Source organism: Myroides sp. 1354 (assembly GCF_030324495.1).
Taxonomy (GTDB): domain Bacteria; phylum Bacteroidota; class Bacteroidia; order Flavobacteriales; family Flavobacteriaceae; genus Flavobacterium.
The window spans coordinates 114609-141366 of the sequence record NZ_JACAGN010000005.1 but is presented as its reverse complement, the minus strand read 5'-3'; the positions used below and the strand labels follow the sequence as shown (position 1 = coordinate 141366).

The 26758-nt window shown below is 34.9% G+C and carries 24 protein-coding genes; 16 read left to right on the top strand and 8 right to left on the bottom strand.

All coding sequences use genetic code 11. The features are described 5' to 3' along the window. Positions 1-29: 29 nt before the first annotated feature. The 4 genes from HX004_RS07480 (at position 30) to HX004_RS07465 (ending at position 3853) form a co-directional block, all read left to right on the top strand. Positions 30-698 carry a spermidine synthase gene (locus HX004_RS07480; protein ID WP_286441782.1) on the top strand — a complete coding sequence of 223 codons (669 nt, stop codon included), beginning with the start codon at positions 30-32 and terminating at the stop codon, positions 696-698. A gap of 180 nt (positions 699-878) precedes the next feature. Beyond that, the gene (locus tag HX004_RS07475) at positions 879-1994 is read left to right on the top strand and encodes a GNAT family N-acetyltransferase (protein ID WP_286441781.1); all 1116 of its coding nucleotides are present in this window, start codon (positions 879-881) and stop codon (positions 1992-1994) included. 341 nt (positions 1995-2335) lie between these two features. After that, a complete protein-coding gene (locus HX004_RS07470) occupies positions 2336-2776 on the top strand; it encodes a GNAT family N-acetyltransferase (RefSeq protein WP_286441779.1) in 441 nt (146 codons plus the stop codon). 3 nt (positions 2777-2779) lie between these two features. Next, a complete protein-coding gene (locus tag HX004_RS07465) occupies positions 2780-3853 on the top strand; it encodes an alanine racemase (RefSeq protein ID WP_286441778.1) in 1074 nt (357 codons plus the stop codon). Positions 3854-3887: 34 nt separating this feature from the next. Here the strand turns inward: HX004_RS07465 and HX004_RS07460 are convergent, their stop codons facing one another. The 3 genes from HX004_RS07460 to corA all read right to left on the bottom strand — a co-directional run bounded on the left by HX004_RS07460 (position 3888) and on the right by corA (position 7250). Further along, positions 3888-4577 (bottom strand): phosphoribosylaminoimidazolesuccinocarboxamide synthase, encoded by a 690-nt coding sequence (locus HX004_RS07460; protein ID WP_286441776.1) that lies wholly within the window; start codon positions 4575-4577, stop codon positions 3888-3890. Positions 4578-4698: 121 nt separating this feature from the next. Continuing rightward, positions 4699-5421 carry an OmpA family protein gene (locus tag HX004_RS07455; RefSeq protein ID WP_286441775.1) on the bottom strand — a complete coding sequence of 241 codons (723 nt, stop codon included), beginning with the start codon at positions 5419-5421 and terminating at the stop codon, positions 4699-4701. Positions 5422-6164: 743 nt separating this feature from the next. Then, complete coding sequence (gene corA, locus HX004_RS07450; RefSeq protein WP_286441774.1) at positions 6165-7250, bottom strand: magnesium/cobalt transporter CorA; 1086 nt, start codon at positions 7248-7250, stop codon at positions 6165-6167. A 75-nt stretch (positions 7251-7325) separates the two neighbouring features. Here corA and hutI point away from each other — a divergent pair, with 75 nt between their 5' ends. Genes hutI through HX004_RS07435 form a run of 3 tightly spaced genes read left to right on the top strand, consistent with a single transcriptional unit; the run spans position 7326 to position 10326 of the window. Continuing rightward, the gene (gene hutI, locus HX004_RS07445) at positions 7326-8579 is read left to right on the top strand and encodes an imidazolonepropionase (RefSeq protein ID WP_286441772.1); all 1254 of its coding nucleotides are present in this window, start codon (positions 7326-7328) and stop codon (positions 8577-8579) included. Positions 8580-8605: 26 nt separating this feature from the next. Continuing rightward, on the top strand, positions 8606-9652 hold the full coding sequence (locus tag HX004_RS07440; RefSeq protein ID WP_286441771.1) for a formimidoylglutamase: 1047 nt from the start codon (positions 8606-8608) through the stop codon (positions 9650-9652). Then, positions 9652-10326, top strand: a complete 675-nt coding sequence (locus HX004_RS07435; protein WP_286441769.1) for a response regulator transcription factor — start codon at positions 9652-9654, stop codon at positions 10324-10326. The genes HX004_RS07440 and HX004_RS07435 overlap by 1 nt, the downstream gene beginning before the upstream one ends. A 254-nt stretch (positions 10327-10580) precedes the next feature. Here the strand turns inward: HX004_RS07435 and aroC are convergent, their stop codons facing one another. From aroC to HX004_RS07420, 3 genes are read right to left on the bottom strand one after another with little or no spacing between them, the layout of a single operon-like run. Then, positions 10581-11666 carry a chorismate synthase gene (aroC, locus tag HX004_RS07430; protein WP_286441767.1) on the bottom strand — a complete coding sequence of 362 codons (1086 nt, stop codon included), beginning with the start codon at positions 11664-11666 and terminating at the stop codon, positions 10581-10583. Positions 11667-11725: 59 nt separating this feature from the next. Then, positions 11726-12268 (bottom strand): YqiA/YcfP family alpha/beta fold hydrolase, encoded by a 543-nt coding sequence (locus HX004_RS07425; protein ID WP_286441766.1) that lies wholly within the window; start codon positions 12266-12268, stop codon positions 11726-11728. Positions 12269-12274: 6 nt separating this feature from the next. After that, positions 12275-13324 (bottom strand): AI-2E family transporter, encoded by a 1050-nt coding sequence (locus HX004_RS07420; protein WP_286441765.1) that lies wholly within the window; start codon positions 13322-13324, stop codon positions 12275-12277. 284 nt (positions 13325-13608) lie between these two features. On the opposite strand from HX004_RS07420, the gene HX004_RS07415 reads away from it, so the two are divergent. Further along, positions 13609-16602, top strand: a complete 2994-nt coding sequence (locus HX004_RS07415; protein ID WP_286441763.1) for a S8 family serine peptidase — start codon at positions 13609-13611, stop codon at positions 16600-16602. A 99-nt stretch (positions 16603-16701) separates the two neighbouring features. Beyond that, entirely contained in the window at positions 16702-17790 is a 1089-nt protein-coding gene (locus tag HX004_RS07410) for a peptide-N-glycosidase F-related protein (RefSeq protein WP_286441762.1), read from the top strand. Between the two features lie 245 nt (positions 17791-18035). Here the strand turns inward: HX004_RS07410 and glmM are convergent, their stop codons facing one another. Beyond that, positions 18036-19424, bottom strand: coding sequence for a phosphoglucosamine mutase (glmM, locus tag HX004_RS07405; protein ID WP_286441761.1), 1389 nt, complete (start codon positions 19422-19424; stop codon positions 18036-18038). A gap of 100 nt (positions 19425-19524) precedes the next feature. On the opposite strand from glmM, the gene HX004_RS07400 reads away from it, so the two are divergent. The 7 genes from HX004_RS07400 to HX004_RS07370 all read left to right on the top strand — a co-directional run bounded on the left by HX004_RS07400 (position 19525) and on the right by HX004_RS07370 (position 26315). Further along, entirely contained in the window at positions 19525-20124 is a 600-nt protein-coding gene (locus HX004_RS07400; protein ID WP_286441760.1) for an acyl carrier protein phosphodiesterase, read from the top strand. A 69-nt stretch (positions 20125-20193) separates the two neighbouring features. Then, positions 20194-22008 (top strand): chloride channel protein, encoded by a 1815-nt coding sequence (locus HX004_RS07395; RefSeq protein ID WP_286441759.1) that lies wholly within the window; start codon positions 20194-20196, stop codon positions 22006-22008. A gap of 694 nt (positions 22009-22702) precedes the next feature. Continuing rightward, positions 22703-23077: a winged helix-turn-helix transcriptional regulator gene (locus tag HX004_RS07390; protein WP_286441758.1), complete on the top strand. Its 375-nt coding sequence runs from the start codon at positions 22703-22705 to the stop codon at positions 23075-23077. 6 nt (positions 23078-23083) lie between these two features. Next, entirely contained in the window at positions 23084-23908 is an 825-nt protein-coding gene (locus tag HX004_RS07385; protein ID WP_502888466.1) for a serine O-acetyltransferase, read from the top strand. 20 nt (positions 23909-23928) lie between these two features. Further along, a complete protein-coding gene (gene cysK, locus HX004_RS07380) occupies positions 23929-24867 on the top strand; it encodes a cysteine synthase A (RefSeq protein ID WP_286441757.1) in 939 nt (312 codons plus the stop codon). A 145-nt stretch (positions 24868-25012) separates the two neighbouring features. Then, complete coding sequence (locus HX004_RS07375) at positions 25013-25828, top strand: 5'-nucleotidase, lipoprotein e(P4) family (protein ID WP_286441756.1); 816 nt, start codon at positions 25013-25015, stop codon at positions 25826-25828. A gap of 34 nt (positions 25829-25862) precedes the next feature. Then, on the top strand, positions 25863-26315 hold the full coding sequence (locus HX004_RS07370) for a hypothetical protein (RefSeq protein WP_286441755.1): 453 nt from the start codon (positions 25863-25865) through the stop codon (positions 26313-26315). A gap of 54 nt (positions 26316-26369) precedes the next feature. On the opposite strand, the gene HX004_RS07365 is transcribed toward HX004_RS07370, so the two are convergent. Next, positions 26370-26591, bottom strand: coding sequence for a helix-turn-helix domain-containing protein (locus tag HX004_RS07365; protein WP_286441754.1), 222 nt, complete (start codon positions 26589-26591; stop codon positions 26370-26372). Positions 26592-26758: the final 167 nt, after the last annotated feature.

The following is a 26758-nucleotide window of genomic DNA, read 5'->3' as shown; positions in this document are numbered from 1 at the left end:
ATATTTGTGTAAATTGATTCAAAAAAGATATGCTAAAAAAGTGGTTGAGCTACCTAACTCCTATTCCTGTTAAAAAAATTTCCTCTAAAATCAACAATAAGTTAGAAATCACTTGGCAAAAGGGGCAATTGGTTTTGGATACAAAGAACACCAACTACTCTTATGGTCAATTAGAACAAGTTTTTAAAAGGGGATTAAAATTCATTGGTTATCAAAAAATCAAAGCCATGAATCAGGTACTCAACCTAGGTTTAGGTGCGGGTAGTACGGTTCATTTACTGCGTAACGAAGTCAACTATACAGGCTCAATTACCAGTGTTGAGCTTGATGAAGCAATTATCTACGTAGCTCAAAAATACTTTAATCTCGATCGATACAAAGACAAACACAACATTGTTCAGCTGGACGCCTTTGAATATGTATTAACTTGTCAAGAGCAGTATGATTTAATCGTCATAGATATTTTTCAAGACACTTATATGCCTTCTTTTCTCTTCGAACAGTATTTTGTCTATCACCTCAAACAAATTTTAGCGGTAAATGGGTTTATTATTTTCAATACCATTGTTCTTTCCCTAGAAGATGAACAGCGCAATCAAGTGTTCAAAGCCTTATTTGATCCAACTCAGTTTTCTGTTCGCTTCATGCCGACGACCCTAGAACACAACAGCATTATAACCATTAAGCGTTTAGCTTAGAACGCATTAACGAAAACCTTTTCAGCTCTTTCCTGTACATTAAATGCCCAAACAAAGTGAATGAAAAAATCATCCTGCGATATTTCTCTTACCTGACCTAATTTTTCTCGTTGTTTTATACTAAATCGTGATTTATTATTTAGTATTTTTAGCGTGATTTTAGATTTTAATGCAAAAGATATGATTGAAATTAAACCTGCTATTACGAAAAAGGAAATAAAGGAATTTGTCCAATTTCCTTTTACCCTATATAAAGACAATCCTTATTGGGTTCCCTCTATCATCAAAGAAGAAGTAAAGAGTTTTGATCCGTCCAATGATATTTTTAAGACAGTAGATGTTCGTTTTTTTCTTGCTTATAAAAACCAGAAATTGGTTGGACGCATTGCTTGTTGTATCAATTGGACTGAAGTTAATGATTTAAACAAACCCAAAGTTCGATTTGGATGGTTTGACTTCATTGATGATTTAGCTGTAAGCAAAGCTTTATTAGCTGAGGTTGAAAAATTCGGAAAAGCCAACCAAATGCAATATATGGAAGGTCCAATGGGCTTTTCCAACATGGACAAAGCAGGTATGTTAACCAAGGGATTTGATCGCCTAGCAACGATGATTGGTTTATACAATGATGAATATTATCCTAAACATTTAGATCAACTAGGGTTTAAACCAGAAGCAGAATGGTTGGAATACAGCTTGGATATCACGGCATTTGACGAAGTAAAAATTACCAAGATGTCTCAAATGATACAACAGCGCTATGCCGTAAAACCGCTTGTATTTAAAACAACCAAAGAGCTCATGCCCTATGTGGATGAAATGTTTGCCCTTTTGAACAAAACCTATGCTGACTTACAGAGTTTTGTTCCGATAGAGCCTTTTCAAATTGAGCATTACAAGAAAAAATACTTACAGTTTATTCATCCGGATTTTATTTCTTGTGTTATGGATCAAAACAACAAAATGATTGCTTTTGCCATTACCATGCCTTCTTTTTCGAAAGCGTTTCAAAAAACCAAGGGTAAATTGTTTCCCTTCGGATTTATTCATTTGCTACAGGCAATGAAACACAATGATCGCGCAGAGTACTATTTAATTGGCGTTGATCCAGAATATAGAAACAAAGGAGTTACAGCTATTATTTTTGAGGAAATTTACGCTTGTTTCGTCAAACACAAAATCAAACATATCGAAACCAACCCTCTACTTGTTGAAAACTTAAAAATTCAACAATTGTGGAAACATATGCATCCAGAAATTCACAAAGAACGCAAAACCTATCGAAAAGATATTTAGCTCTATTGCTAACGTTTGAAAAGCCTATCCCTACAAGTATTTCCTTGTTTTTGATAGGCTTATTTTTTTTGCATAATTCTCAAATTAAAACAAATAAAATCAATATTAATTTCAAAATATTTGCAAGAAGGTCTCTTTTTTTGTACTTTTATGTTTTAAACATTTATTTTTACAATTTCCAACTATTGTAATTCGTACGTCAGGAAGAAGTACACCCACCTAAATTGTATGTGCAAAATTGCACATCCCTAAAATTCATCAGTTTTTATTTTAGCACTGATTTTTTATAATGGACCTGGTTTTTACCTGCGTATGACTACTTAGTTGTAAAAACACACCGTATGATTCAAATAGAAAAAAAGAATTCAGACAGTCCCGTCAGTCAAGAACAAGTAGACCAATACGCTAACTTCTTATTTCACCATCTCGAACAATATGGAGATGCAAAAGAAGACATCCTCAAAGCTCTTGATTATGCTTTAGGTAAAAACAACAAACCTGGAGGCGTAATCCTCATTGCCAAAGAAGAAGATCAAATCGTTGGAATAACTGTTGTTTTAAACACCTTGATGGGCGGATTTATCCCTGAACATATTTTAGTCTATATCGCTACAGACCAAGCCCAAAGAGGAAAAGGCATTGGTGGTCAATTAATTGATACACTGAAGACAACACTTTCTGGTTCTATTGCCTTACATGTTGATTTTAACAATCCTGCTCAACATTTATATGAGCGTAAAGGATTTGAAAAGAAGTATATCGAAATGAGATTAAAAAAATAACTCATGGCTTGTATTACCTTAAATAAAACGAAACTACAACATAACTTCAACCAACTCCAGCAACTATTTCAATCCGAAGGAATTACTTGGGCTGTTGTGGGAAAATTGTTATGTGGTCATTCGCTCTTTTTGGAGCAGGTATTAGAATTAAAACCTCATCAAATTTGTGATTCTCGTGTTTCTAACTTAAAGCGAATCAAAGAGATTGATCCCAATATTGAAACCATTTACATCAAACCAGCTCCCAATGGCAGCATTGATGAAATTGTTGAATATGCAGATATTAGCTTTAATACAGAGTTAGAAACCATTAAACTCTTATCCAAAGAAGCCGTTAAACAAGATAAATTACACCAAATTGTCATCATGGTGGAGCTTGGAGAACTTCGAGAAGGTGTTTTACGGGAAGATTTGATTTCTTTTTATGAAAAAGTCTTTAGTTTACCTCATATCGAGATTATTGGATTAGGTACAAATTTGACTTGTATGTATGGGATTTTACCCAACAATGATAAATTAATTCAGCTCAGTCTTTATAAAGAGCTTTTGGAATTAAAGTTCAACAAAACCTTGCCCTTCATTTCTGGCGGTGCTTCTGTTACCCTTCCTCTAATCACCAATCATCAATTGCCCAAAGCTATCAATCACTTTCGCATTGGCGAAACGCTTTTTATGGGAACCAATGCTTATGATGGTAGTCAATATGAAACCTACGAACAACATATTTTTGAATTACACGCAGAAATCATTGAATTGCATGAAAAACCCATGATGCCTAGTGGAGAGACAGGAATCAATATGACAGGAGAGAAAATTGAGTTCAACCCAGAATGGGAACATAGCACAAAATTCAGAGCTATTATTGATTTGGGATTACTAGATATTGATACCGATCACTTTTTTCCTGTAAACCCCAATCATCAATTGGTAGGTTCTAGTTCAGATATGATGGTCATTGATTTAGACTCTAATCCGGAAAACCTCAAAGTAGGTGACACCCTTTCATTTCACATGGATTATATGGGAATTCTTCGATTGATGAATTCAGATTATGTAGAAAAAAAAGTAATCACATAAAAAAAGGAGAAGCGCGAGCTTCTCCTTTTATCTTTTATAAATTGCTTAAAAAAAGTTTTTCTAAATCTAATGGAGCTACATATTTTCCAGCCTGATATACTCGCATATTTCCACCTGAAATCTCGTCAATCAAAATGATTTCGTTTGTAGCTTTATCTCTACCAAATTCTAATTTAATGTCATAAAGCTCTAAATCCTTCTTCGCTAATTCTTCTTTCACCATCCAACAAATTGTTTTCGTTAACGATTTCAATGTATTGTACTCTTCGTGCGATAAGATTCCCAACATTGCCAAAGCATCTTCTGAAATAACAGGATCTCCTTTTTCATCGTCCTTAATGGTAATTTCAACAAAGCTATCTAATGCTTGTCCTTCTGTACAATAATCGTTATATCGTCTGAAAAAACTACCTACTGCTCGGTATCTACAAATAACTTCTAATCCTTTTCCAAAAGGAACTGCTTCTTTGACAACCATAGAAACCTCTTCTAAATCTGCAGCAACATAATGCGTTGGGATATTCTTAGCATTGGCTAATTCGAAGAAGTATTTCGTCATTTTCAATCCGCTTTTTCCAGCCCCTTCAATAGTCAATCCTACTGTATTTGCCCCTGGATCAAAAACGCCATCTGTTCCTGTTACATCGTCTTTAAACTTTAGAAGTACTTGATGATTACCTAAGCTGTAAACATCCTTTGTTTTTCCTTGATACTTTAATTCCATAGTGTGTGTTGTTATTTAGGCCCCAAAAATAAGAAAAACTACGAGATAACCCGCTATTTTCAATTCCTAAATTAGTGCTAGTATAAAAAAAACCGATGTGAATCACATCGGTTTTTTTCTTTTATTGGATTAAGAAATCACATCTTCTAAAATCTCGTGCTGTTCCTGTTGATCCATCTCTACTGGTTGCACTTTGCGATAAGTGGACAACGTCTTTGATCAATCGATTGGCACTTATGCCGTTTTCTATTAAATAATCAATCACGCGTTGTGCTCTGCGCTCTCCCATCCAAGTATTGTAATGGGCGTTATTTCTTGTTTCAACATAAGAGCGAATTACAACAGATTGTCCAGCATTTTGTTTCATATAGCGTACTAACTCATCAGCTGCAACTCTGTTGTCATCGTTAAAATACGAACTATTAAAGTCGTATTGAATGTAGAAAGGCAACATCGTTTTAGCATTTGTTGCAGTTAATCCTGTACCACTTCCACTTAATTCTTTTGATTTTCTTGGACCACCTATTTCTTTCGTTAGGTTAAAATTTACTTCTAAATCATCTAGGATATTGTTCACTACAACTTCTGCCGAATTGAAGCCTTCTGCTGTACCTACAATTTTCTGAACCTTTTCGATATTTTTACTGTTAATCTCAAATTTACCTTCTTGATCAACCATCATATCTAGTACCTTTTGTCCTTTGTCATTGTAAAAGGAAACTCTTGCCTCCTCTATAATCCCATTGTTTTCTTTATTATAGAATGTGCCATGGATACTTTGGGCATAAAACTGTTGAGTGCCAAGTAAAGACAACCCCAAAACTAAAAAATAGATTTTCTTCATAATACTCATTTTTTACAAAAACAGAAGCTATCATTCGCTTCTATCATATTTTAACATAAACTAATCAAATATACTTAAAAATAAATTAAATTTACTTTTTATTTTTCATTAAAAAAACTAAACTTTTATTCAAATCCCTTCCCTAGCGATATTCAAATTATTTGCTATTTAGTTTCCTATTCACAATCAACGACGTAAATTGCATTTGTTACTTTGTTCAGCTAGCAAAAATAAAAGGATAACTTGAATTGTATTTATTTTGCGCTAAAAAAAGCGCGCCATTTCATCTCTTTTTTTCCTTCCTCACCTACTTCGCCCTGATTTTTCACCCCTAACTCTTAATATTTAGCATAAATAGGTCTTCTTTATTTATTTATCATATTTTTCATTTATCCAAAAACCATTATTGTTAATAATTAAAATAAACACATCAAAAACACAATTAATCAAAAAATAAATCAATAATTCACAGCAAAACATCTTTTATTTTTAACGATTAGCACCAAGATTTACCATATCTTTAATTACTTTTTAAGAAAATAAATTAGTTCAACTGAGGAAGGTTATCTAAATTTGTTCGACTAAGAAAATACAGGCGGAGTAATACTAGTAAACTCGGTTACTTCCGTACTTTTTTCAAGACTAAAATCGAACTATATAAAGTGTTATACTTTATCTAAGTTATATGTTGTTTCCTATGCAAAAGCCCAACAATTTCCGTTGGGCTTTTGTTCTTTATTTCTTTAAAACCAACGTTTCCATTTAAAATAGGCTATCATGGCTAATACCAGTAAAAACATGCCAATGAGGGTGATGTAATATCCGTTTTCCATTTGGAGTTCGGGCATATTCTCAAAATTCATTCCATATACTCCCACAATAAAAGTCAACGGAATAAAGATGACCGACACAATAGTCAATACCTTCATAATTTCATTCATACGGTTGCTTTGAGAAGAGAAGTAATAGTTTGTTGCACTATCCAACTTATTGAGATTATACTCAATCTGATCGAGAATTTCAATGCTTTTATACTGCAATCGATCATAAAAAAGCAAGCTATCTTTACTAATAATCATATGTGGATGTTTTTTATCATGCAAGGTTCGAACATTATTCAAAATCTCTCGCATCGGCATAACCGCTCGCTTGATATCATTTAACTCTTGTGTGTATTCTTCAATACCAATGAGTGTATCTCGATGATATTTCGCTCTTGCATCAAGGAGAATTTGCTCTACATTATCTTCTACAACATCCAGAGTGACAAAAAAACTATCCATGAGTGAATCCATCAGCAAATACAACAAATACCCTGTATCTCGTTTGCGAACTTGTCCAATTTTCAAGCGTATTCGCTCTCGAATAATATGAAAAAAGTCCCCGCGTTTCTCTTGAAAAGACAAGAGTATGTTCGACTTCAAAATGAAGCTAATTTGCTCTATTTCTACATTTTGATTGGCATCTTGATAGGGCAATAAGGCTTTCAAGCTAAAAAAGAGGGTGTCATCTAAATCTTCTACTCTTGTACGCCTTCCGAAATTCAAAATTTCAGCCATAATATAGGATTGAATTTGAAAAAACTCTCCAATTTCCTGCAATAGTTCGATATCATGTAATCCGTGTAAATTGAACCACTTGATCGAATCTGCACTGGAATTTTTCAAAACTTCTTCTATTTCCTTCAGACTTAAATCATTATACTCTTCGAAATGGTCTTCAGTATAAATAAATAACTGCATCGAAATAGGTACATCTGGAAAAGAACCAGAATATTCCAAAGTATTTGGCTGAAGTTTTCTTATTTTACTATATTTAACTCGTCTCACATTCGTAAATTTGTTTAAATATATAACATTTTTAAACTGTACTTTTAAGGCTACGTAAAAAAATAACAAACAACAATGAAAATTTTAATCAAAAACATAAAAGAATTACTACAAACTAGAGCGACTCACGTTGAAATGATTTCAGGAAGTGACATGAAAGTTTTACCCAAAATAGAGCATGCTTTTTTACTTATAGAAGATGAGCTTATTTTGGATTATGGCACCATGGAACATTGTCCTGAGGAAGATGACAGCATAGCTGAGGTCATTGATGCTCAAGGATGTGTTGTACTTCCAACTTGGGTAGACAGCCATACGCATTTGGTATATGCAGGAAATAGAACCTTGGAATTTGTTGATCGCATTAATGGTTTGAGCTATGAAGAAATTTTCAATCGCGGGGGAGGAATTTTAAATTCTGCCAAAAAATTACAAGAAACGAGTGAGGCTGATTTGTATGAGCAATCCAAAGTTCGATTAGAAGAGGTCATTGCACAAGGCACAGGGGCCGTTGAAATTAAATCAGGTTATGGTTTAACAGTTGAATCGGAATTAAAGATGTTACGCGTAATCAAACGCTTAAAAGAAAACTATCCCATTGCCATCAAAGCGACTTTTTTAGGGGCTCATGCCTTTCCTAGTGCATACAAAGACAACCACACAGGCTATATTGACCTAATTGTCAACGAGATGATTCCCGCAATTGCAAAAGAGAATTTGGCTGAATATATTGACGCCTTCTTAGAAACGGGGTATTTTTCTGTAGAAGAAACCGAACGCATCATGGAGGCTGGGAAACAATATGGTTTACGCGCTAAGATTCACGTGAATCAGTTTACAGCTATTAACGGAATTGAAGCTTGTGTAAAGCATAATGCGCTTTCTGTAGACCATTTAGAAATTGTAACCGATGAAGATATTGCAGTATTAAAAAACAGCAAAACCATGCCAGTAGCCTTACCTACTTGTTCTTTCTTCATTTCTATTCCTTATACGCCAGCTAAGAAAATGCTAGCTGAGGGATTACCCCTTGCTCTTGCTTCTGATTCAAACCCAGGAACAACACCTTCTGGAAATATGAACTTTGTTGTAGCAACGGCTTGTATTAAAATGAAATTAACTCCAGAAGAGGCGATTAATGCGGCAACTATTAATGGCGCATACGCAATGGGAGTTGGTGAAACACACGGCAGTATTACCAAAGGAAAAAAAGCAAGTGTCATTATCACTAAACCTTTACATTCATTCTATGAAATCCCCTATGCCTTTGCCAGTAATCTAATAGATACTGTAATTTTGAATGGGCAAGTTCAACCGTATAAAAACTAATAAACGCAGCTTTAAAATACCGCGACATGACACAGACTAAACTGACGATTTTTACAAGAGACAATTTACTTGCATTGACGAGTTTAAGAAATGGGGAAATCAAATTAGGAGAACGTGTTCACCTGATTCAACAACCCTTAGATTGGGAAAGAGAATTGGCTCAAAACGAAAGCAAATATGTTGTTTTGGGTATTCCTGAGGATATTGGTGTAAAAGCTAATTTTGGTCGCATGGGAGCAGCGAGTGCTTGGGATAAATTTATCGCCACTTTTTTAAATATTCAACACAATCGATTTAACAAAGGCTATTGGGTTACAATCTTAGGACATCTTGATTTTTCAGCAGAGGTAGAAGAAGCTCAGCAATTGGACCCCTCAAATAAAGCAGATCGCAAGCGTCTATTTGAGCTTGTTCAACTGATTGACAAAGAAGTTTCTCACCTCATTGCCAAAATCGTAAAAGCAGGAAAAATTCCCATTGTGATTGGCGGTGGTCATAACAATGCCTATGGGAATATCAAAGGGACGGCCTTGGCAAAAGGCAAAGCAATTAATGCCATCAACTTTGATGCTCATACTGATTTTAGACCGCTAGAAGGTAGACATAGTGGTAATGGTTTTTCGTATGCCTTTGAGGAGGGATTCCTCAAGAATTACTTCATCTTTGGACTTCACGAAAATTATACGTCTAAAGGTATTTTTAGCGCCATCAAGTTACATGCTGATCGCGTGAAATACAATACATACGAACAAATGAATATCAGAAAAGAGAAATCATTTAGCAATGAATTACTCAATGCAAAGAAACACATTGACACTGGTTTTTATGGAATTGAAATTGATTTAGATGCCATTCCACAAATTGCTAGTAGTGCTATTACCCCTACTGGTTTTTCCGCAGAACGCACCCGTCAATTCTTGCATTTCTTTGCAGAATCGACAAATGTAGCTTATTTGCATATTTGTGAAGGTGCTCCTTCTTTGGATTTTTCGACCAATAATCACGTTGTTGGAAAATTAATAGCGTATCTTGTGTCTGATTTTATGAAATCAAATTCAAATAGCAGTAAGTAGTGAATATATTATTAGTTGAAGACGACAAGCGAATCAGTGAGTTCATAGTCAAAGGATTAGAAGAAAAAGGCATGCATGTTCAACTTGCTTCCTCAGGAGATGAGGCAAGAAAACTCATTCTCAATGGCGATTGGGATTTGATTCTCATGGATATTATGTTGCCAGATATTGACGGTATTCAATTGACGAAGATGATCCGCTTTAAGAAAGACTACACCCCTATCTTAATGTTAAGTGCACTTAGTGATACCACAGACAAAATTGACGCATTAGATGGAGGAGCAGATGATTATCTAACCAAGCCTTTCCATTTCAGCGAATTGTTATCGCGTATCAATGCATTAACGCGTCGAACCAAATTCAACTACGAAAATCAGAATAAATCCTATAATTGCGGAGATCTACAACTAGACCCAGAAAAACATATTGTATCTCAAGGGGGAAAAATCATTGATTTATCCCCTAAAGAATACAAATTGCTATTGTATTTATTAGAAAATAAAGGACGTGTTATCTCAAGAACGCAAATTTTAGAACAAGTTTGGGGCATTCAATATGACACCAATACCAATGTAGTAGATGTGTATATTTCCTACATCCGAAATAAAATCGACGAAACAGAAGGTAAACTCATTCACACTATCAAAGGAACAGGATATATGCTTCAGGAATAGTTTGTTGTTGGTTGTTGGTTGTTGGTTGTTTGTTGTTGGTTGTTTGTTGTTGTGGAAATTTTCGGTTAAAAAACGGTCAACTGTATTTAGGGATGTTCAACTCCTAACTGATCACTGATAACTCATAACTGATAACTCATAACTGATAACTGATTATTTTTTTCAACCCTTGTTTGCCGTATTGTTCAATAACCATATCAATCATGACCAAAGCAGTCATCGCTTCCACGATGGGTACAGCTAAAATTCAAAAATTATTTTTTATTTAATTTTTTCAACCCTTGTTTGCCGTATTGTTCAATAACCATATCAAGTATGACCAAAGCAGTCATCGCTTCCACGATGGGTACAGCTCTTGGTAATACACAAGCGTCATGGCGTCCTTTACCTTGTACAGTAACCACTTCATTATCCGCATTGATAGACTTTTGATCTTTCATAATAGTTGCTGTTGGTTTAAACGCGACGTTGAAGAAAATATCCATCCCATTGCTAATTCCTCCAACAATTCCACCCGCATTATTCGTTTGAGTAATACCATTGGGCAATAAAATATCATTGTGTTGGCTACCTCTAAGTTGTGTTCCTGCGAACCCACTACCGAATTCCACCCCTTTTACCGCATTGATACTCAACATTGCTTTTGCTAATTCCGCATCTAATTTATCAAAAACAGGAGCTCCAAGTCCAACCGGAACATTCTGCACCACACAAGTAATCACTCCACCAACTGAATCTCCTTCTTTTTTCACTTGGCGAATCAGATCTTCCATGGCTTGAGCCATCTTTGCATCAGGACAACGCACAGCATTGGATTCAACAGCTTCTAGATTTAAGGCTGTATAAGGCTGTTCCAAACGGATATTCCCTACAGCAGACACATAAGCCGTAATTTGCATCGGAGCTATTATTTGCTTGGCAATAGCACCTCCTACTACCCTACATGCTGTTTCACGAGCCGAGCTTCTTCCTCCTCCTCTATAATCGCGTATACCGTATTTTTGATCGTAGACATAATCCGCATGACTGGGTCTATACGCTTGTTTAATATGCTCGTAATCTTGTGATTTTGAATTGGTATTTTCAATAGTAAAACCAATGGGAGTTCCTGTTGTGATTCCCTCAAAAATACCCGACAAAAAACGAACTTCATCTGCCTCTTTGCGTTGAGTCACCAAAGTAGACTGACCTGGTTTGCGCCTATCCATTTCACGCTGAATTGCCTGCATGTCCAATTCGATACCTGAAGGACATCCATCAATAATACCTCCCAAGGCTTCGCCATGAGATTCACCAAAAGTCGTTAAACTAAAATAGTTGCCGAAAGTATTTCCATTCATAATCCAATATCATTTAATTGAGCTAAACAAAGATAATTCAAACCAAGCGTTTCTCCCTTCTATTTAGATAAAATCAAACGTTGACGCTTCACATAATCTGCTATGAGTCCTAAATATTGCTCAAATAGTGGCAGACGATGAGAATCATCAATATAAATCACTTCACTATTTTCACAAGCATAAGGATTCAATTGCCTCAAATCCAAGGTTTCATCTTCCTTTCCGATTAAAATTAATGCTTCTGCAGGAGATGGAATATTTTGTAAACTATTTTTGAGGTTTGCTGTAAATACCAGTTCCTTATTGAGTCGATGATCATAACACAGCAGCGGACTCAATAAAACGAGTATCGTTTGTAATCCTTGAACCTTTCGCATTTCCTTTAACTGATACGCAAAATTAGCTCCCGTAGAATCACCAACAACGACAACCATTTGCTCTTGCTCAACAGTGTGGTAAAGTTGATTTAACCAAGTCGTAAAATCAGTTTCTGGGCTCCATTCCGGGCAACTAGTCTGATAGGCTGCTAGTTGTTGTTGAAGTAGAATATATTTTCTAGACTCCCTGTTGGAGCCATAACCGTGAATATAAATAAACTGCATGAATTGCTATTTTTCAATAATTTTTGATTTATTAGCCTCCACAAATTCTCTGTAGTAGATTTTAACCAACCACATAAAAAGAGAAAATAAAATAGGTCCGAATATAATTCCGATGAATCCGAATACATTCACCCCTACAATAACACCAAAAATAGTGATTAAAGGATGAACATCTGCCATTTTCTTTTGCAGTAAAAAACGAATTAAATTATCAGAGGTACCCACAACAACGAGGCAGTAAATAAGCAAACCTATTGCACTGCCTTGTTGACCATTGGCCAACATCATCACAATCAAAGGAACATAAATAACCGCTGCTCCAACAACGGGCAACAAAGAAGCAAATGCCGTAAGAATAAAAAATACAAAAGCATCTTCTACGCCAAAAATCAAATAACCAATAAAAGCGACAATTCCTTGAATAAAAGCTGTCAAGGGCACTCCTACACTATTGGAAACAACCAAGCGTTTCATATCTACCTTTAATTCATCCATATTACTCGCCTGCATCGGTAAATAACGCGTCAACCAAGCTTGAATTTGCTGATATTCTTTCAATAAAAAATACAACATCAAATAAGCGACTCCAATTTCTACCACACTGTTTACGGATGTATTGACAATAGCTTGAAATGCTTGTGTCCCCAGTTCTGTCGCTTTACTTATGGTGTTTTCATTAAAAATATCAATGTTGTAATTCTCTCTTAAACTGCGAACCGTTGACTCTATTCCTGCTTGAATTTTATCTTTATCTTGTAATACTACTAAAACTTTTTCTGTTAGCGTTTGAATTAGCAAATACAATGGAGCCAGTACCAAAAGGCTACTTCCCAACATCAGTGAAATAATGGATAAATTCTTATTCCATCCTTTTTTCTGTGTCATCCAACGATAAGGGGTAAGTAAAAGCACAAATAAACACAAGGCTCCTAAAAAACCAGGAAGAAAAAAGACCAGGTTACTTGCCAATAGATAAAAAACAAAGAGAATTAAGACTAAAAAGGCCAATTGCACTAAAATAGAATTGGGAATTAACGGTTTAGGCTGTGATGTCATAGTGATATCATTAAATTTTATGTTTTAAAGTTATTAAAAATAACCGTTCTTAAGTCGTCTAAAATTATTTCTCCTCTATAATTAATACAAATTGAATATCCTTCCTTATTTATAAGTCTTATTCTTAACCAACTTTAAATACTAAAATATTTTAAATCCAGTACAATTTAGAGACTAGTTATAAATTTATTTTTTTAATATAATTTAACTATATTGTATTAAAAATAAATAATTAATCTTTAATCAAAACACAGATACACTAACCTTTCTAATAAAAAACTATTATGAGTAAAATGAAATTAATTATTTTGGGAATATTATTTTCCATTTATTCTCATGGCCAACCTACAATAAGTTATACTTCAAAATTAGGAGAAACTTATTTTAATCTAGTCCAGGACAAATATTACTTTGAATATGAAAAATCCAAAGAGAAAGAGCTCAGAAACTACATTAAAGAATTTGTTCCAATCACCGAAGGTAAAGGAATAGGAAAAATACAGTCTATTGAAAAGCAGCAACACCTGTTTACAAAGATTTTCCCTATACTCTCCTATGCAGATGGAACAGAACAAGTAGTTACGAATCAATTACTTATTAAACTCAAAAAAGATATTAATATTAATGACATTACTGCTAAATGGAAAACGGAAAAAATAGAAAAAAACCAATTTGAACCTAACTTATATCAAATACAAATTCAAGAAAAAGACATAACAGCGATATTGAACTTCATTAGCAACTTAAATAAAAATGAAACTAAAATTGAATATGCCGAACCTAATTTCATTTATTTTTTAACACCTAGTACGCAAGATCCATTATATAATGAACAATGGTCTTTAAAAAATACAGGGCAAAATCAAGGGACTATAGGTATAGATATCAATGCAGAAGAAGCATGGCAATATGCAACAGGACAAGACATAAAAGTCGCCGTTATAGATGATGGAGTAGAATTGAATCATCCTGATTTAATTCAGAACTTACTACCAGGCTATGATGCTTTTGGAATTACAAATGGAGGCTGTAATCCTACAGATTCTCATGGTACAGCTTGTGCTGGGATAATTGCAGCACAAGCCAACAATAATATTGGGATTGCAGGGGTTGCTTATAATGCTAAAATTATTCCTATTCGAATTGCTTATAATTACTATAATGCTATAAATGAACGATACCAATGGTATACTGAAGAAATAGGAATAGTAAATGCAATTAACAACGCTTGGCAACTAGGAGCAGATGTACTGAGCAATTCATGGAGTGGAGGGAGTAGTACCTCTACTAGATATAATGCAATAGACAATGCTGTACTATATGGAAGAAATGGTAAAGGAAGTATTGTGATATTTGCCTCTGGAAATAATACTGAAACTACAGTTAGCTACCCAGCTAGATACCATAAAGTTATGGCAGTTGGATCCATTTATAGACAAGGTAATAGAGTTGATTATTCAAATTATGGATCAGCACTAAATATTGTTGCTCCAGGGATTAGCATCCCTACTACGACAAACAATAATGATTACAGAAACTTTAATGGCACATCTGCTGCATGTCCTCATGTAGCTGGAGTTGCTGCTTTAGTTTTATCTATGAATCCAAATTTATCTGGTCTTGAAGCACAAAATATTATAGAAAATACAGCTCAAAAAGTGCGACCTGATCTTTACTCTTACCTAGAGTATAATGACAAAACTAATGGTAGATGGAATAAAGAAGTTGGATATGGATTAGTTGATGCAGGCAAAGCAGTCAAGACAGCAAAAAAAATGATTGATCAAGACCTTTATATTCGAATTTCTCCTTATGATTACGGACAAGAACCTCGACATTTCACTAGTTATTCTTCTCTTTCAGACAGTCCAGACATTTGGAACAGAAGAATGATAGATAATAATACTACACATCAAACGATTAGATATGGGACATTTTATAGTAATTACATTAATATTCGTATTACAAATGGTGGTTCTAAACCTTCAAATATTCAAGATTCAATAAGTCTACATTGGTCTAAAGGAGGAACAGCACAAGAATGGGAGATGTTTTGGAATGGTAATTTAACTTACAACAACATTCCGTTAGGTGGATTAATTAACAAACAAAGTATTCCTATTTTACAACCTGGCGAATCAACAATAGTAAAAATACCTTGGACCAATGTACCAAATCCTTCAAGCTATGGCACATTCTTTGAAGATTCAAATTCATTTTCTCTACTCGCACGTATTGTTTCGGAAGAAGATTGGATGACTGTTCCTGAGGAAAGAGATTTATTTACCAATATTCTTAACAACAACAATATTGCCTTAAAAAATACAACTATTTTAGGTATTTCGATTATAAAACCACAACCTGTAAATGATGTTCTTCTTGTAAGCAATCCAGATTCTGTTACAAAAAAATTTAACCTATTGTTAAACGTAGATACGCAAGATGATCAAAAAACAAGGAGTCAAGAAGCAACAATTATAGCAGAACTAGATCCTATTTTGTATCAGGCCTGGGTAAAAGGAGGTAAAAAAGGGCATGCGATTAAAGAGAGTACAATTAAAAATCAACTTTTCATTACAGACAGTGCAGCCAGTTTAGAACATCTAGTACTAGCTGCAAACCAAATCGGTGCGGTGAAATTACATTTTGATTTCTCACATCAAAAAGAGATTTCCAAAAGCCCTTACCTCTATCATGTTACACAGCAAGAAACTGAAACAAAGAAAAATATTGGTGCATTTAACTTCTTAATTGAAAAAGAAACACAGCCTCGTTTTACTGCAAATGCAGGAGAAGATCAACAAGTAAATAAAAATGATAAGGTAACTTTACAAGCAAATGATATAGCAGAAGCAGTTTCGTATAATTGGTATGATGAATCAAGAAACCTAATAGCTCAAGAAAAGAGTTTTCAGATTTCTTCCCTTATTATCCCGCAAACCTATACATTAGAAGTAACTTCTGTCTTAGATGGATATAAATCAACCGATCAAGTAGTGATTTCCATGCACCCCAATTCGTTAATCTTGTTATATCCAAATCCTGCCAATGGTCAATGTACTATTCAATACACAATTAATTCAGCGACAAAGGCTCATGTAACTCTTATTCCTATCTATCGCGGCACCCCTAGCAATGGAGTTTCATACCCTTTAGATATAAGTAAAAATCAAATTACATTAGATACGTCAAAATATGTTAGTGGTATGTATAAAATAATGCTATACACAGACGGAAAACTTATTGATTCTCAAAATTTAGTTATCAGTAATCCATAAAAAGAGCAGATGAAAAAAGTATTTTATTTTTGTTCTCCCTTATATATTTTAATTTTTTTTTAACTATATTCACATTTTTATAACATCTGACAAAAAACAATGAGCAAAAAAATTTTATTACTTAGTTTTCTAGTTTGCGGTTTACTATTAGGTACCGCTTGTTCTTCGGATGACTCTTCTCCGAAAAAAGAAAATCCAGATTCGGGTGACGACGACAATCCTGTAATTGAAGAACCTACCAAAACAGGAACATTTAACTATACGACCTTTAAAGATGTAAAAGTGGGCTTTGGAGATGGTTTATCCCAAAGTGCAGAAGGAGCTTTTACTTTTCCTACTGATATTGAGAAAGTAAAAGCAATTAAAATGTACGTGCAAAACCCTTGTCAAAATAAAGAATGTGACGAATGGGATCGCTTTGCCAATGTCTATGTAAAAAACAAAAAGACGAATGAATGGTATGAAATCGGACGTTTTATCACTCCATATTGGGTAGGTTCTGAAAAACTGCCAAGAGGATGGGAATTTGACGTAACGGATTTCAAATCACTATTAACAGGTGATGTAGAATTAAAGATATACACCGAAACTTGGTTAGCTAAAGGACGCGTATACAGTGTTGATTTTGACTTTATCTATGGAGAGACCGCCTATAAGTATTCGGCAGTAACCCCATTATTTCAATACAACCAATCCTCTATTGATGGTGTACCTTATGGAACTGGACAAGTGACAGATTTAACGAGAAGTGTAAAATTACCGGCCAATACCGAACTAGCGTATTTTAGAACGACAATTTCTGGTTGGGGACATGCTACACCCTTTGATATAGATGAAAATAGAGTTAGAAGAGGATGTGCAGAATGGTGTTTTAGAACTCACCACATCCAATTAGAAGGAGCAAATGCTTTTGAACATTATATGGGCCCTATTGGTTGTGCCAACAATCCAATCAACAACCAGAGTCCAGGAACATGGAGAGATGATCGCGCAGGTTGGTGCCCAGGGATGGTGGTTTCTCCTTATATCAATAACCTAACAGGTGATTTAAAAAATAAAACATTAAATTTCGACTATAAGTTTGAACCTTGGACAGCAAACAACCCAGATGATAAAGCTTTTTATGCGATTTCAACGTTTATTATCGTACACAGTAATACACCTATTCCTTCCGCTGTTGTTCAATAAATAGGTAAGATATGAGATGATGAAATCGTAGCGTAGCGAAAATCGAAACGAAGTGAAAATCGAAACGAAGTGTAGATTCATCGAATACCAAAACAAAATAGCAACTCGGTGAGATATATTCATCGAACACCAAAACAAAATAGCAACTCGATGAGATAGATGATGAGGAGAGAAATTAAAAATTTAATCTATAAAAAAAAGCGAAAGATGATCTTTCGCTTTTTTTGTGCTTAATTATTTTCCGATTAGATTCCCGCAATTACGCGTAATTCTTCCATCATACGAGCTGCTAAACCATCCGCGTCTTCTTGGGTTGGTGCTTCTGTATAAATACGAATAATTGGTTCTGTATTTGATTTTCTCAAGTGTACCCAACTCGTTGGAAAGTCAATCTTCACCCCGTCAATCGTACTTATTTCTTGATTTTTATAATTTTCAGCAATGAGCTCTAAAATCATATCGACATTCAACTTTGGTGTTAATTCGATTTTGTTTTTACTCATATAATATTGAGGATACGTGGCTCTTAATTCAGCTACCGTTAGTGATTGATTGGCCAAATGCGTTAGAAACAAGGCTACCCCTACTAATGCATCGCGTCCGTAGTGAATTTCAGGATAGATGATTCCACCATTTCCTTCTCCGCCAATTACTGCGTTTGTCGCTTTCATCAACTCCACTACATTCACCTCTCCTACTGCTGCTGCTTGGTAATTTCCGCCTCGATTTACCGTCACATCACGCAAAGCACGAGAAGATGATAAATTTGAAACCGTATTACCTGGTGTTTTACTCAACACATAATCAGCTACAGCAACCAAAGTATATTCTTCCCCAAACATTTCACCATCATTAGAAATAAATGCCAAACGATCAACATCTGGATCTACCACAATACCAAAATCAGCACCTTCTGCTTTTACTAAAGCACAAATATCTTGTAAATGTTCTTTTAACGGTTCTGGGTTATGTGGAAAATGTCCTGTAGGATCACAGTATAATTCGACCACTTCAACACCTAATTTTCGCAATAAAGCAGGAATAATAATCCCTCCAGATGAGTTAACCCCATCTACAACAACTTTAAATTGGCGCTTTTTAATTGCTTCTACATCGACTAATTTCAATTTCAAAATTTCCTCAATGTGAATATCCATATAGTCATTTCTTTCTGTAATGCTTCCTAAGCGATCTACTTCTGCAAATACATAAGCATCTTGATCCGCAATTTCCAGAATAATTTCTCCTTCAGCTCCACTTAAAAACTCTCCTTTGTGATTTAATAACTTTAAAGCATTCCATTGTTTTGGATTGTGAGAAGCGGTTAAAATAATTCCACCATCCGCACCTTCCATAGGTACAGCGACTTCTACTGTTGGCGTTGTAGACAAGCCTAAATCAATTACGTCAATTCCCAATCCTACTAAGGTTTGCATCACTAAATTGTGAATCATCGGTCCAGATAAACGAGCATCACGACCAATAACAACTTTTAATTGTTCTTTACCACTATTGTTTTTTAAAAATGTTCCATAAGCAGAAGCAAATTTAACAGCGTCAATAGGCGTTAGATTAAAGCCCACCTTTCCTCCTATTGTACCTCGTATTCCTGAAATTGATTTTATCAGTGTCATATCTTTATTTTTTTTTCTTACCAACAAATATAGAACAATTCAATCGCTTATACTTTCAAATACTAAGCTAAAATTGTAAATTTGATTTTAAAGCAATCGAATGAATTTTTTAGCACATGTTTATTTATCGGGTCAAGATGAAGAGAAAGCTATTGGCAATTTTATAGCAGATAGTGTTCGCGGTAAACAATATCTCGAATTTCCAAAAGGTATTCAACATGGAATCCTCTTGCATCGAGAGATTGATACTTATACAGATACTCACCCTATTTGGCGCAAAGACAAAAAGTTATTGGTTCCTGTTTACAATCATTATGCCGCTGTAATTATTGATATGTATTACGACCATTTTCTCGCCAAGAATTGGGCTATTTATCACAATGTTCCTTTAGCAACATATGCCACTGAATTTTATAATACCCTAGAGCGCAATTTTGATCTACTTCCTGTAAAAATTCAAAATTTTTTGTCCATTATGATTCGAGAAAATTGGTTTACCTGCTATGAAACGATAGAAGGATTAGGGTATATTCTCCAACAAATGGATCGAAGAACAAAGGGAATTTCGAAGATGTCTCAGTCCACCAGAGAATTAGTTGAACACTATGAGGAATTAGAACGCGATTTTACTGAATTTTTCAAAGAATTAGAACTTCATGTCGCATTCGTTCAAAAAAGCCCGCGTTTTACGAGTATTTAAACTATTTTTAGCATAAAAAATATTGTAGACTGAATCACTTTTATTGACTATTTAGGCTATTTTTGCAAGATGAAAATTTGGAATAAAAAACGTATTGCCCACTATTGTAAGCAAACCTTTCGGTATGCAGAAGGTATTTTATTTTTTTTAAAATCGATTCTTTCGGATCGCCAATTTTTGTATTTGTCCTGCGTTTTAGTAGGAGCTTCTAGTGCTATAGCCGTGACCATATTAAAGTCATTTGCCCATGCCGTTTTCAAATTTGCCACCTATATCGACAATATTTCTCACTTGCCATACACCAATAGTATCTTGCCTATTATAGGGATTCTATTGACTGTATTTGTTGTGCGTAAGTTCTTAAATGGCAGCATTGAAAAAGGGACTTATCAGATTATGATTGCCGTAGCCAAGCGTTCGGGAGTGATGCCTAAAAAACAAATGTACTCTCAGATTGTCACCAGTTCCTTAACTGTTGGTATGGGGGGATCTTTGGGTTTAGAGTCACCAATTGCCATTACAGGAGCGGCTTTTGGATCTAATTTTGCTCAAAACTACAAGCTGAGTTATAAAGATCGAATTTTATTATTGGGATGTGGAGTGGCTGCAGGGATATCTGCCGCTTTTAATGCACCAATTGCCGGCGTACTTTTCGCCATTGAAATTGTATTAGCTGATATTACAGTTTCTGCTTTTATCCCCATTATGATTGCTTCTGCTACAGGAACGATTGTCACAGATTTAATCATCAAAGAGGATATCCTACTTTCTTTCAAAAAGCAATTGGTATTTGATACGTTCAATACAGGATATTACGTTATTTTGGGTATTCTCGCGGGGTTATTCTGCGTATACCATGCTCGTATGTTTCGAAAAACGGAAGCGTATATTTCCAAATTTACCAATCACGCATATAAAAAAGCCCTCATAGGGGCTACGATGTTAGCTGTTTTAATTTTCCTTTTCCCTACACTCTTTGGAGAGGGATATGAAAGTATTAAAATACTTGCGGGCGATCATCCAGAAACAATCCTCAACAATACCTTGTTAAAAAATTTCTCCACCAATGAATGGGTTCTTCTACTCTTTGTTGCCGGAGCAGCCTTAGTTAAGACATTTGCTGCAGGATTAACTATGGGAAGTGGTGGAAATGGAGGAAACTTTGCGCCCTCTCTATTTGTTGGATCTTATCTTGGATTTACCGTAGCTAAATTCTTTTCTCTTTTGGGAGTAAAAGATATGCCGATTCACAATTTTACCGTAGTGGGAATGGCGGGAGTCATTAGCGGTTTGTTTCACGCTCCATTAACAGGAATCTTTTTGATTGCCGAAATTACAGGAGGTTACGGATTAATGGTCCCTTTATTAATCGTTTCATCCATCAGCTTTGCTATAGCCAAACACATGGAGAAGTATTCCATGGACATTAAATCTATTGCCGAAACAGGAATGGTCTTTACCTCCGATAAAGATGCTAATATTTTGTCGACTATTAATGCACACGATTTCATTCGCAATGACATCCACCTTTTAAAATCGACCCAAACAACACAAGATGCAGTAACCATTTTCACCCAAACTCAACAAGAATTTATTCCTGTTGTAGATGAAAATCAAACCATTGTTGGAGTAATTAACCTCAATCACGTGCGTCCCATTGTATTTAGCACTTTTCAAACCAAGTTCACTCCTATCGCTGATTTAATTGAACAACCCATTACCGTTTCCTATGATGATACGACCAAACACATCATCAATCGCTTTGATTTGAAAAAATCTGATTTTTTACTGGTACAAAAAGACAATGCTTATTTTGGTTATATCTTAAAATCGGATATGCTCGAAGCTTATAGAAATAATTTAAAATCGCTTTCGATTAATTAGGGATAAATCTTATAAGAGATCGCAAAAGAAAAAATGCGTCGAATTAATGTTCTATTTCTCACATCTACTACTACAATAGCCATCTATGGTAAGCTATTTTACGTATTAAGCGCAAAAGTTGGGGACTAGTAGGCTTTTGCGCGAAACGTAATATAGTATTGTAAACCTTTAAAGAATAGAAACTCCACTTAAGCTATACTAAAACTACAGCGAGTCTGTGATTTGAAAATAATAGAGAGTGCCTTTTTGAGGCACTCTCTTGGATTATAGTATCTTTGTACATGTCAATTACCATTTGAAATAGAACAACAAAACAACAAAACCAAATTCCTTACAAGTAGCCGCTCAAAAGAAATCTTAAAAATAAATCTATTTCAAAACAAACACACAAAGAACTATTCATTCTTTCAGAGTGCGTCGAAACTAACGCTCCCCATTTTTCTTAAATCAAAGATACTGATTAATTTACTGAAACCTATCATGTCCCTATTCGCTTTTAACAATTATTATCCCAAAAAGATACTCATTATTCGCAATGAGTATATTTAATACACTATAAAAACTAAATTTCGTCACATTTAGTAGATATATATACTAAAAAAACGTTAACCTCCTTGTATTTCCTTGTATTTCCTTGTCTTTTGCTTACATTAGCTTTCTACAAAGAAAGTAACTTTCTTAAAAGAAACCTAAAATGACTGTATTAGATTTCCATACCATTCAACACACCCTTCATTACCTCAGTGGTAAATGGAGAATTCCGATATTAACAACGCTGTTTCAAGTAGACAAAGCACGTTATTCTACTATCCAACAATGTTTACCTAAAATTGGCAGTAAAATGTTGACTTCTGAACTAAAACTATTGGAGCAATTGAATCTAATTGAGCGCATCATTACGGAAACTCCAGTAATCATCGAATATCAATTAAGCGCAAAAGGCAAATCACTTCATCCTGTACTAGAAGCACTTTCAATTTGGGGGGCACATGAACTTCCAATAAAAGCGACTCCACTTACGGATGAAAACAAACATGAAATCAATCATTTCTTAACCATAAATATCTAACATCTGATGGATTATTTTATTCAAGAATTACTGCATAAAAACGAAAGCACCAATGCTTTTCTCGATAAAAAAAGAATGGAACAGTTTACAGATACTCTTTTTCATTTTTTATTTCAATTAGAAGACAAGCGATATCATTCTGAGCAAGCAATTAATATTCGACTAAATACATTAAAGAATGAAATGATTTCCATTCTATTTAGTATTAACAATCAGGAGAATCGCTCTCATCAAATCGCCAATGATTTCTTTGAAGCGTTGCCTTCCATTTATCGTTTGTTAAACACAGATGCAACAGCTATTTTAGAGAATGACCCTGCTGCTACTTGTTTACAAGAAGTACACATTGCGTATCCTGGGTTTTACGCTATTGCGATTTATCGCTTTGCTCACCAATTACAACAGCAGAATGTGCGTTTACTTCCTCGTATTTGGACGGAATATGCCCATAATAAAACGGGAATTGACATCCATCCTGCAGCTAGTATTGGTTCGCACTTTTGCATTGACCACGGAACAGGGATTGTTATTGGAGAGACATGTATCATTGGAACCAATGTAAAAATATATCAAGGAGTTACGTTAGGGGCAATTTCTGTTTCCAAAGACAAAGCCAATACCCGTCGACACCCCTATATTGAAGACAATGTAGTCATTTACTCTGGAGCAACTATTTTGGGAGGCGACACGATTATTGGTCATGATTCTGTCATTGGAGGGAACGTGTGGTTAACCAAAAGTGTAGACCCTAATTCTATTATTTACAGCAAGAGTAAAGTATATTCCAAATACACTGATAAATACCCAGAACCTATCAATTTTATTATATAACGACACAAAAAAATAGTTTTATGAAAGCACAAACAATTTTAGACACTATCGGGCGTACTCCCCATGTCAAAATCAATAAACTCTTCCCCTCTAGCCTAAATGTGTGGATGAAATTAGAAAAACAGAATCCAGGAGGAAGTTTAAAAGACCGCATTGCTTTGGCCATGATTGAAGATGCAGAAGCAAAGGGAATTATCAATAAAGACACGACAATTATTGAACCGACTTCTGGAAATACAGGAGTTGGTTTAGCCATGGTATGCGCTGTTAAGGGCTATCAATTAATTTTGGTTATGCCAGAATCGATGAGTATTGAAAGAAGAAAATTGATGGCCGCATTCGGAGCTAAATTTGTTTTAACGCCAAGAGAATTAGGTACAGCGGGTTCTGTAGCTAAAGCTACTGAATTAGCAGAACAAATGGACAATGCTTGGGTACCTCAGCAATTCAACAACTTCTCAAATCCTGAAATTCACCGTAAAACTACTGCTTTGGAAATCATCAATGATTTTCCAGAAGGAATTGATTACTTGATTACAGGCGTAGGAACTGGAGGTCATATTACTGGAGTGGCCGAAGTATTAAAAGAGAAATTTCCCAAGCTAAAAGTATTTGCAGTTGAGCCAAAAAATTCACCTGTTTTAAGTGGCGGACAACCAGGTCCTCACCCTCTACAAGGAATTGGTGCAGGATTTATTCCTAAAGTAGTGAATACTGCGATTTTTGATGGGATTATTACCATTGACAAAGAGGAAGCATTTGAATATACTAATCGCATTGCAAAAGAAGAAGGAATCTTAGCAGGTATTTCAACGGGAACTTCTCTCGCAGCTATAGCAAAAAAATTACCAGAAATTGAGGAAGGAGCAACCATTCTAACCTTCAATTACGATACGGGTGAGCGTTACTGGTCTGTGGATGATCTATTTGACGAAAAAGCGGCTGAATACAAAGAGTAAACAACAACAATATACGATACTAAAAACCTTTCCATCCGAAGATAGAAAGGTTTTTTTTTATCTCTCTTTAGCTTCCTCTAGATAATGTATACTATTCTAATTTTATGTTGTATTTTTGCCCTATAATAAAAAGTAAAACTAGAATATGTTAAAAAGAACTTTCCTCCTTGCGGGACTTCTTGTTTTAGCTGCATGTAAAACAACTCCTTCAAGTCAAGTTACTTCAACAACCTCTCCACTACACCATATTGAAGTAAATGGTAAATTATACGCTGCTGTATTTCAACAAAATGCAGCTGAATATCAAGCCTTAGCTGCACAAGCTTTCAATATAGCTACTTTGAGAGTGGACGAAATCTTAACCCAACAATTTGACAAACCTTTGGCAATTGTTACTGATATTGATGAAACGTTTTTAGACAACTCTCCTTATGCTGTGGAAATGGCACGTCAAGGAAAAGTATTCAGTGAAGAAACGTGGAATGCTTGGACATCAAAAGGAGAAGCTTTGCCTTTACTAGGTAGTTTAGAGTTTTTCAATTATGCTGCGTCTAAGGGAATTGAGGTGTATTATATTACCAATCGCACCCAAAATGACAAGGCAGGTACGATGAAGAATTTGAAAAAATACAACTACCCTTTTGCCGATGAACAACACCTAATTGTTCGCACTACAGAATCTAGCAAAGAAACGAGAAGACAAAAACTAAGCGAAACGCACGAAATTGTTATGCTCCTTGGAGATAACCTATCTGATTTCTCTACGGCATTTGACAAGAAAACACAAGCTGAACGTTTGCAAAATGTAAAAAACAACCAGGCGTTATTCGGCAAGCGATTCATCGTTTTACCTAACACAGGATATGGAGATTGGGAATCAGCTTTGTTGGAATACAAGCGCAATCTTACGACAGAAGAAAAAGACGAACTTTACAACAACAGTGTAAAAGGCTTTGAATAAAAATCTAACAAAAAAAATAAAATAACTCGACAAAATGAAAAAATTAGTTGCTATTTGTGCATTTTTGGCTTTGCCATTTGCTATTGGTAGTTGTTCAAGTGATGACAACTCTGTTATTCGCAAAAAAAGCGATTACGAAGGAACTTGGGTAACGGATAGTTTGTTTTATTCGATTCCTAACGGCCCATCAATGAAACATAAATTCTCTGATATGCCTGGTGGTGAAAATGCAGTTATTCAAGACGTAATGACACTAACTGAGGACAAAGCAACACTTGTTGAAACAACGAGAAAAGGAGAAGTGAAAGCAGCTGTTCAAGGTAGTATCAAGGATCAAGTAATTACCTTTACTAGTAATGATCCTGCACACACCCCTAGAAAAATACAAGCAGTTACAGAAATAAAATTAACGGTTGTATATGATATCAGTATGCGAGGAGACAAACTTCCCGTTACAGTAACGTACAAAAAAAGTGAATTAAAATAAAATACAAAGCCTTCAATTAAGAAGGCTTTTTTTATGGTTAAATAATAGAATTTCTTAAACTTGAGCTAGGCCACAAAATTCATGTAGAGACAATTCTCTAGCATTACAAATCTTGATTAATGTATTTAAACTAATGGTATAGGTCTTGTCATCTTTAATCAGGCGTACGATTTTTTCATCTATGCCATGATCCCTTGCAAACTGACTATTGTTAGAATGTTTAATTAACCATTCGTCTCTAATAAATTCAACGATTTTTCTATTTTTATTGTGCATACTAAATTTTTATTCATTTTTTTTCGGAAATACTTCCGAGTTATGTTTTTTTTCGTATCTTAGCCAAACGATAATCAATACAGCCAAGTTTATTATCCTTTGCGGTGATTTATTAAATCACACCTAAACCTCTCTTGTTTTAGTTACACGCATACAAAGAGCACTTT

Excerpts from the sequence above, each read along its gene's own strand:
- hutI (WP_286441772.1), top strand. The coding sequence starts at position 7,326 with ATGAAAATTTTAATCAAAAACATAAAAGAATTACTACAAACTAGAGCG.
- HX004_RS07465 (WP_286441778.1), top strand. The coding sequence starts at position 2,780 with ATGGCTTGTATTACCTTAAATAAAACGAAACTACAACATAACTTCAAC.
- aroC (WP_286441767.1), bottom strand. The coding sequence starts at position 11,666 with ATGAATGGAAATACTTTCGGCAACTATTTTAGTTTAACGACTTTTGGT.
- HX004_RS07455 (WP_286441775.1), bottom strand. The coding sequence starts at position 5,421 with ATGAAGAAAATCTATTTTTTAGTTTTGGGGTTGTCTTTACTTGGCACT.
- HX004_RS07365 (WP_286441754.1), bottom strand. The coding sequence starts at position 26,591 with ATGCACAATAAAAATAGAAAAATCGTTGAATTTATTAGAGACGAATGG.
- HX004_RS07390 (WP_286441758.1), top strand. The coding sequence starts at position 22,703 with ATGACTGTATTAGATTTCCATACCATTCAACACACCCTTCATTACCTC.
- HX004_RS07475 (WP_286441781.1), top strand. The coding sequence starts at position 879 with ATGATTGAAATTAAACCTGCTATTACGAAAAAGGAAATAAAGGAATTT.
- glmM (WP_286441761.1), bottom strand. The coding sequence starts at position 19,424 with ATGACACTGATAAAATCAATTTCAGGAATACGAGGTACAATAGGAGGA.
- HX004_RS07370 (WP_286441755.1), top strand. The coding sequence starts at position 25,863 with ATGAAAAAATTAGTTGCTATTTGTGCATTTTTGGCTTTGCCATTTGCT.
- HX004_RS07425 (WP_286441766.1), bottom strand. The coding sequence starts at position 12,268 with ATGCAGTTTATTTATATTCACGGTTATGGCTCCAACAGGGAGTCTAGA.
- HX004_RS07480 (WP_286441782.1), top strand. The coding sequence starts at position 30 with ATGCTAAAAAAGTGGTTGAGCTACCTAACTCCTATTCCTGTTAAAAAA.
- HX004_RS07420 (WP_286441765.1), bottom strand. The coding sequence starts at position 13,324 with ATGACATCACAGCCTAAACCGTTAATTCCCAATTCTATTTTAGTGCAA.
- cysK (WP_286441757.1), top strand. The coding sequence starts at position 23,929 with ATGAAAGCACAAACAATTTTAGACACTATCGGGCGTACTCCCCATGTC.
- HX004_RS07400 (WP_286441760.1), top strand. The coding sequence starts at position 19,525 with ATGAATTTTTTAGCACATGTTTATTTATCGGGTCAAGATGAAGAGAAA.
- HX004_RS07415 (WP_286441763.1), top strand. The coding sequence starts at position 13,609 with ATGAGTAAAATGAAATTAATTATTTTGGGAATATTATTTTCCATTTAT.
- HX004_RS07460 (WP_286441776.1), bottom strand. The coding sequence starts at position 4,577 with ATGGAATTAAAGTATCAAGGAAAAACAAAGGATGTTTACAGCTTAGGT.
- HX004_RS07410 (WP_286441762.1), top strand. The coding sequence starts at position 16,702 with ATGAGCAAAAAAATTTTATTACTTAGTTTTCTAGTTTGCGGTTTACTA.
- HX004_RS07385 (WP_502888466.1), top strand. The coding sequence starts at position 23,084 with ATGGATTATTTTATTCAAGAATTACTGCATAAAAACGAAAGCACCAAT.
- HX004_RS07375 (WP_286441756.1), top strand. The coding sequence starts at position 25,013 with ATGTTAAAAAGAACTTTCCTCCTTGCGGGACTTCTTGTTTTAGCTGCA.
- HX004_RS07440 (WP_286441771.1), top strand. The coding sequence starts at position 8,606 with ATGACACAGACTAAACTGACGATTTTTACAAGAGACAATTTACTTGCA.
- HX004_RS07470 (WP_286441779.1), top strand. The coding sequence starts at position 2,336 with ATGATTCAAATAGAAAAAAAGAATTCAGACAGTCCCGTCAGTCAAGAA.
- HX004_RS07395 (WP_286441759.1), top strand. The coding sequence starts at position 20,194 with ATGAAAATTTGGAATAAAAAACGTATTGCCCACTATTGTAAGCAAACC.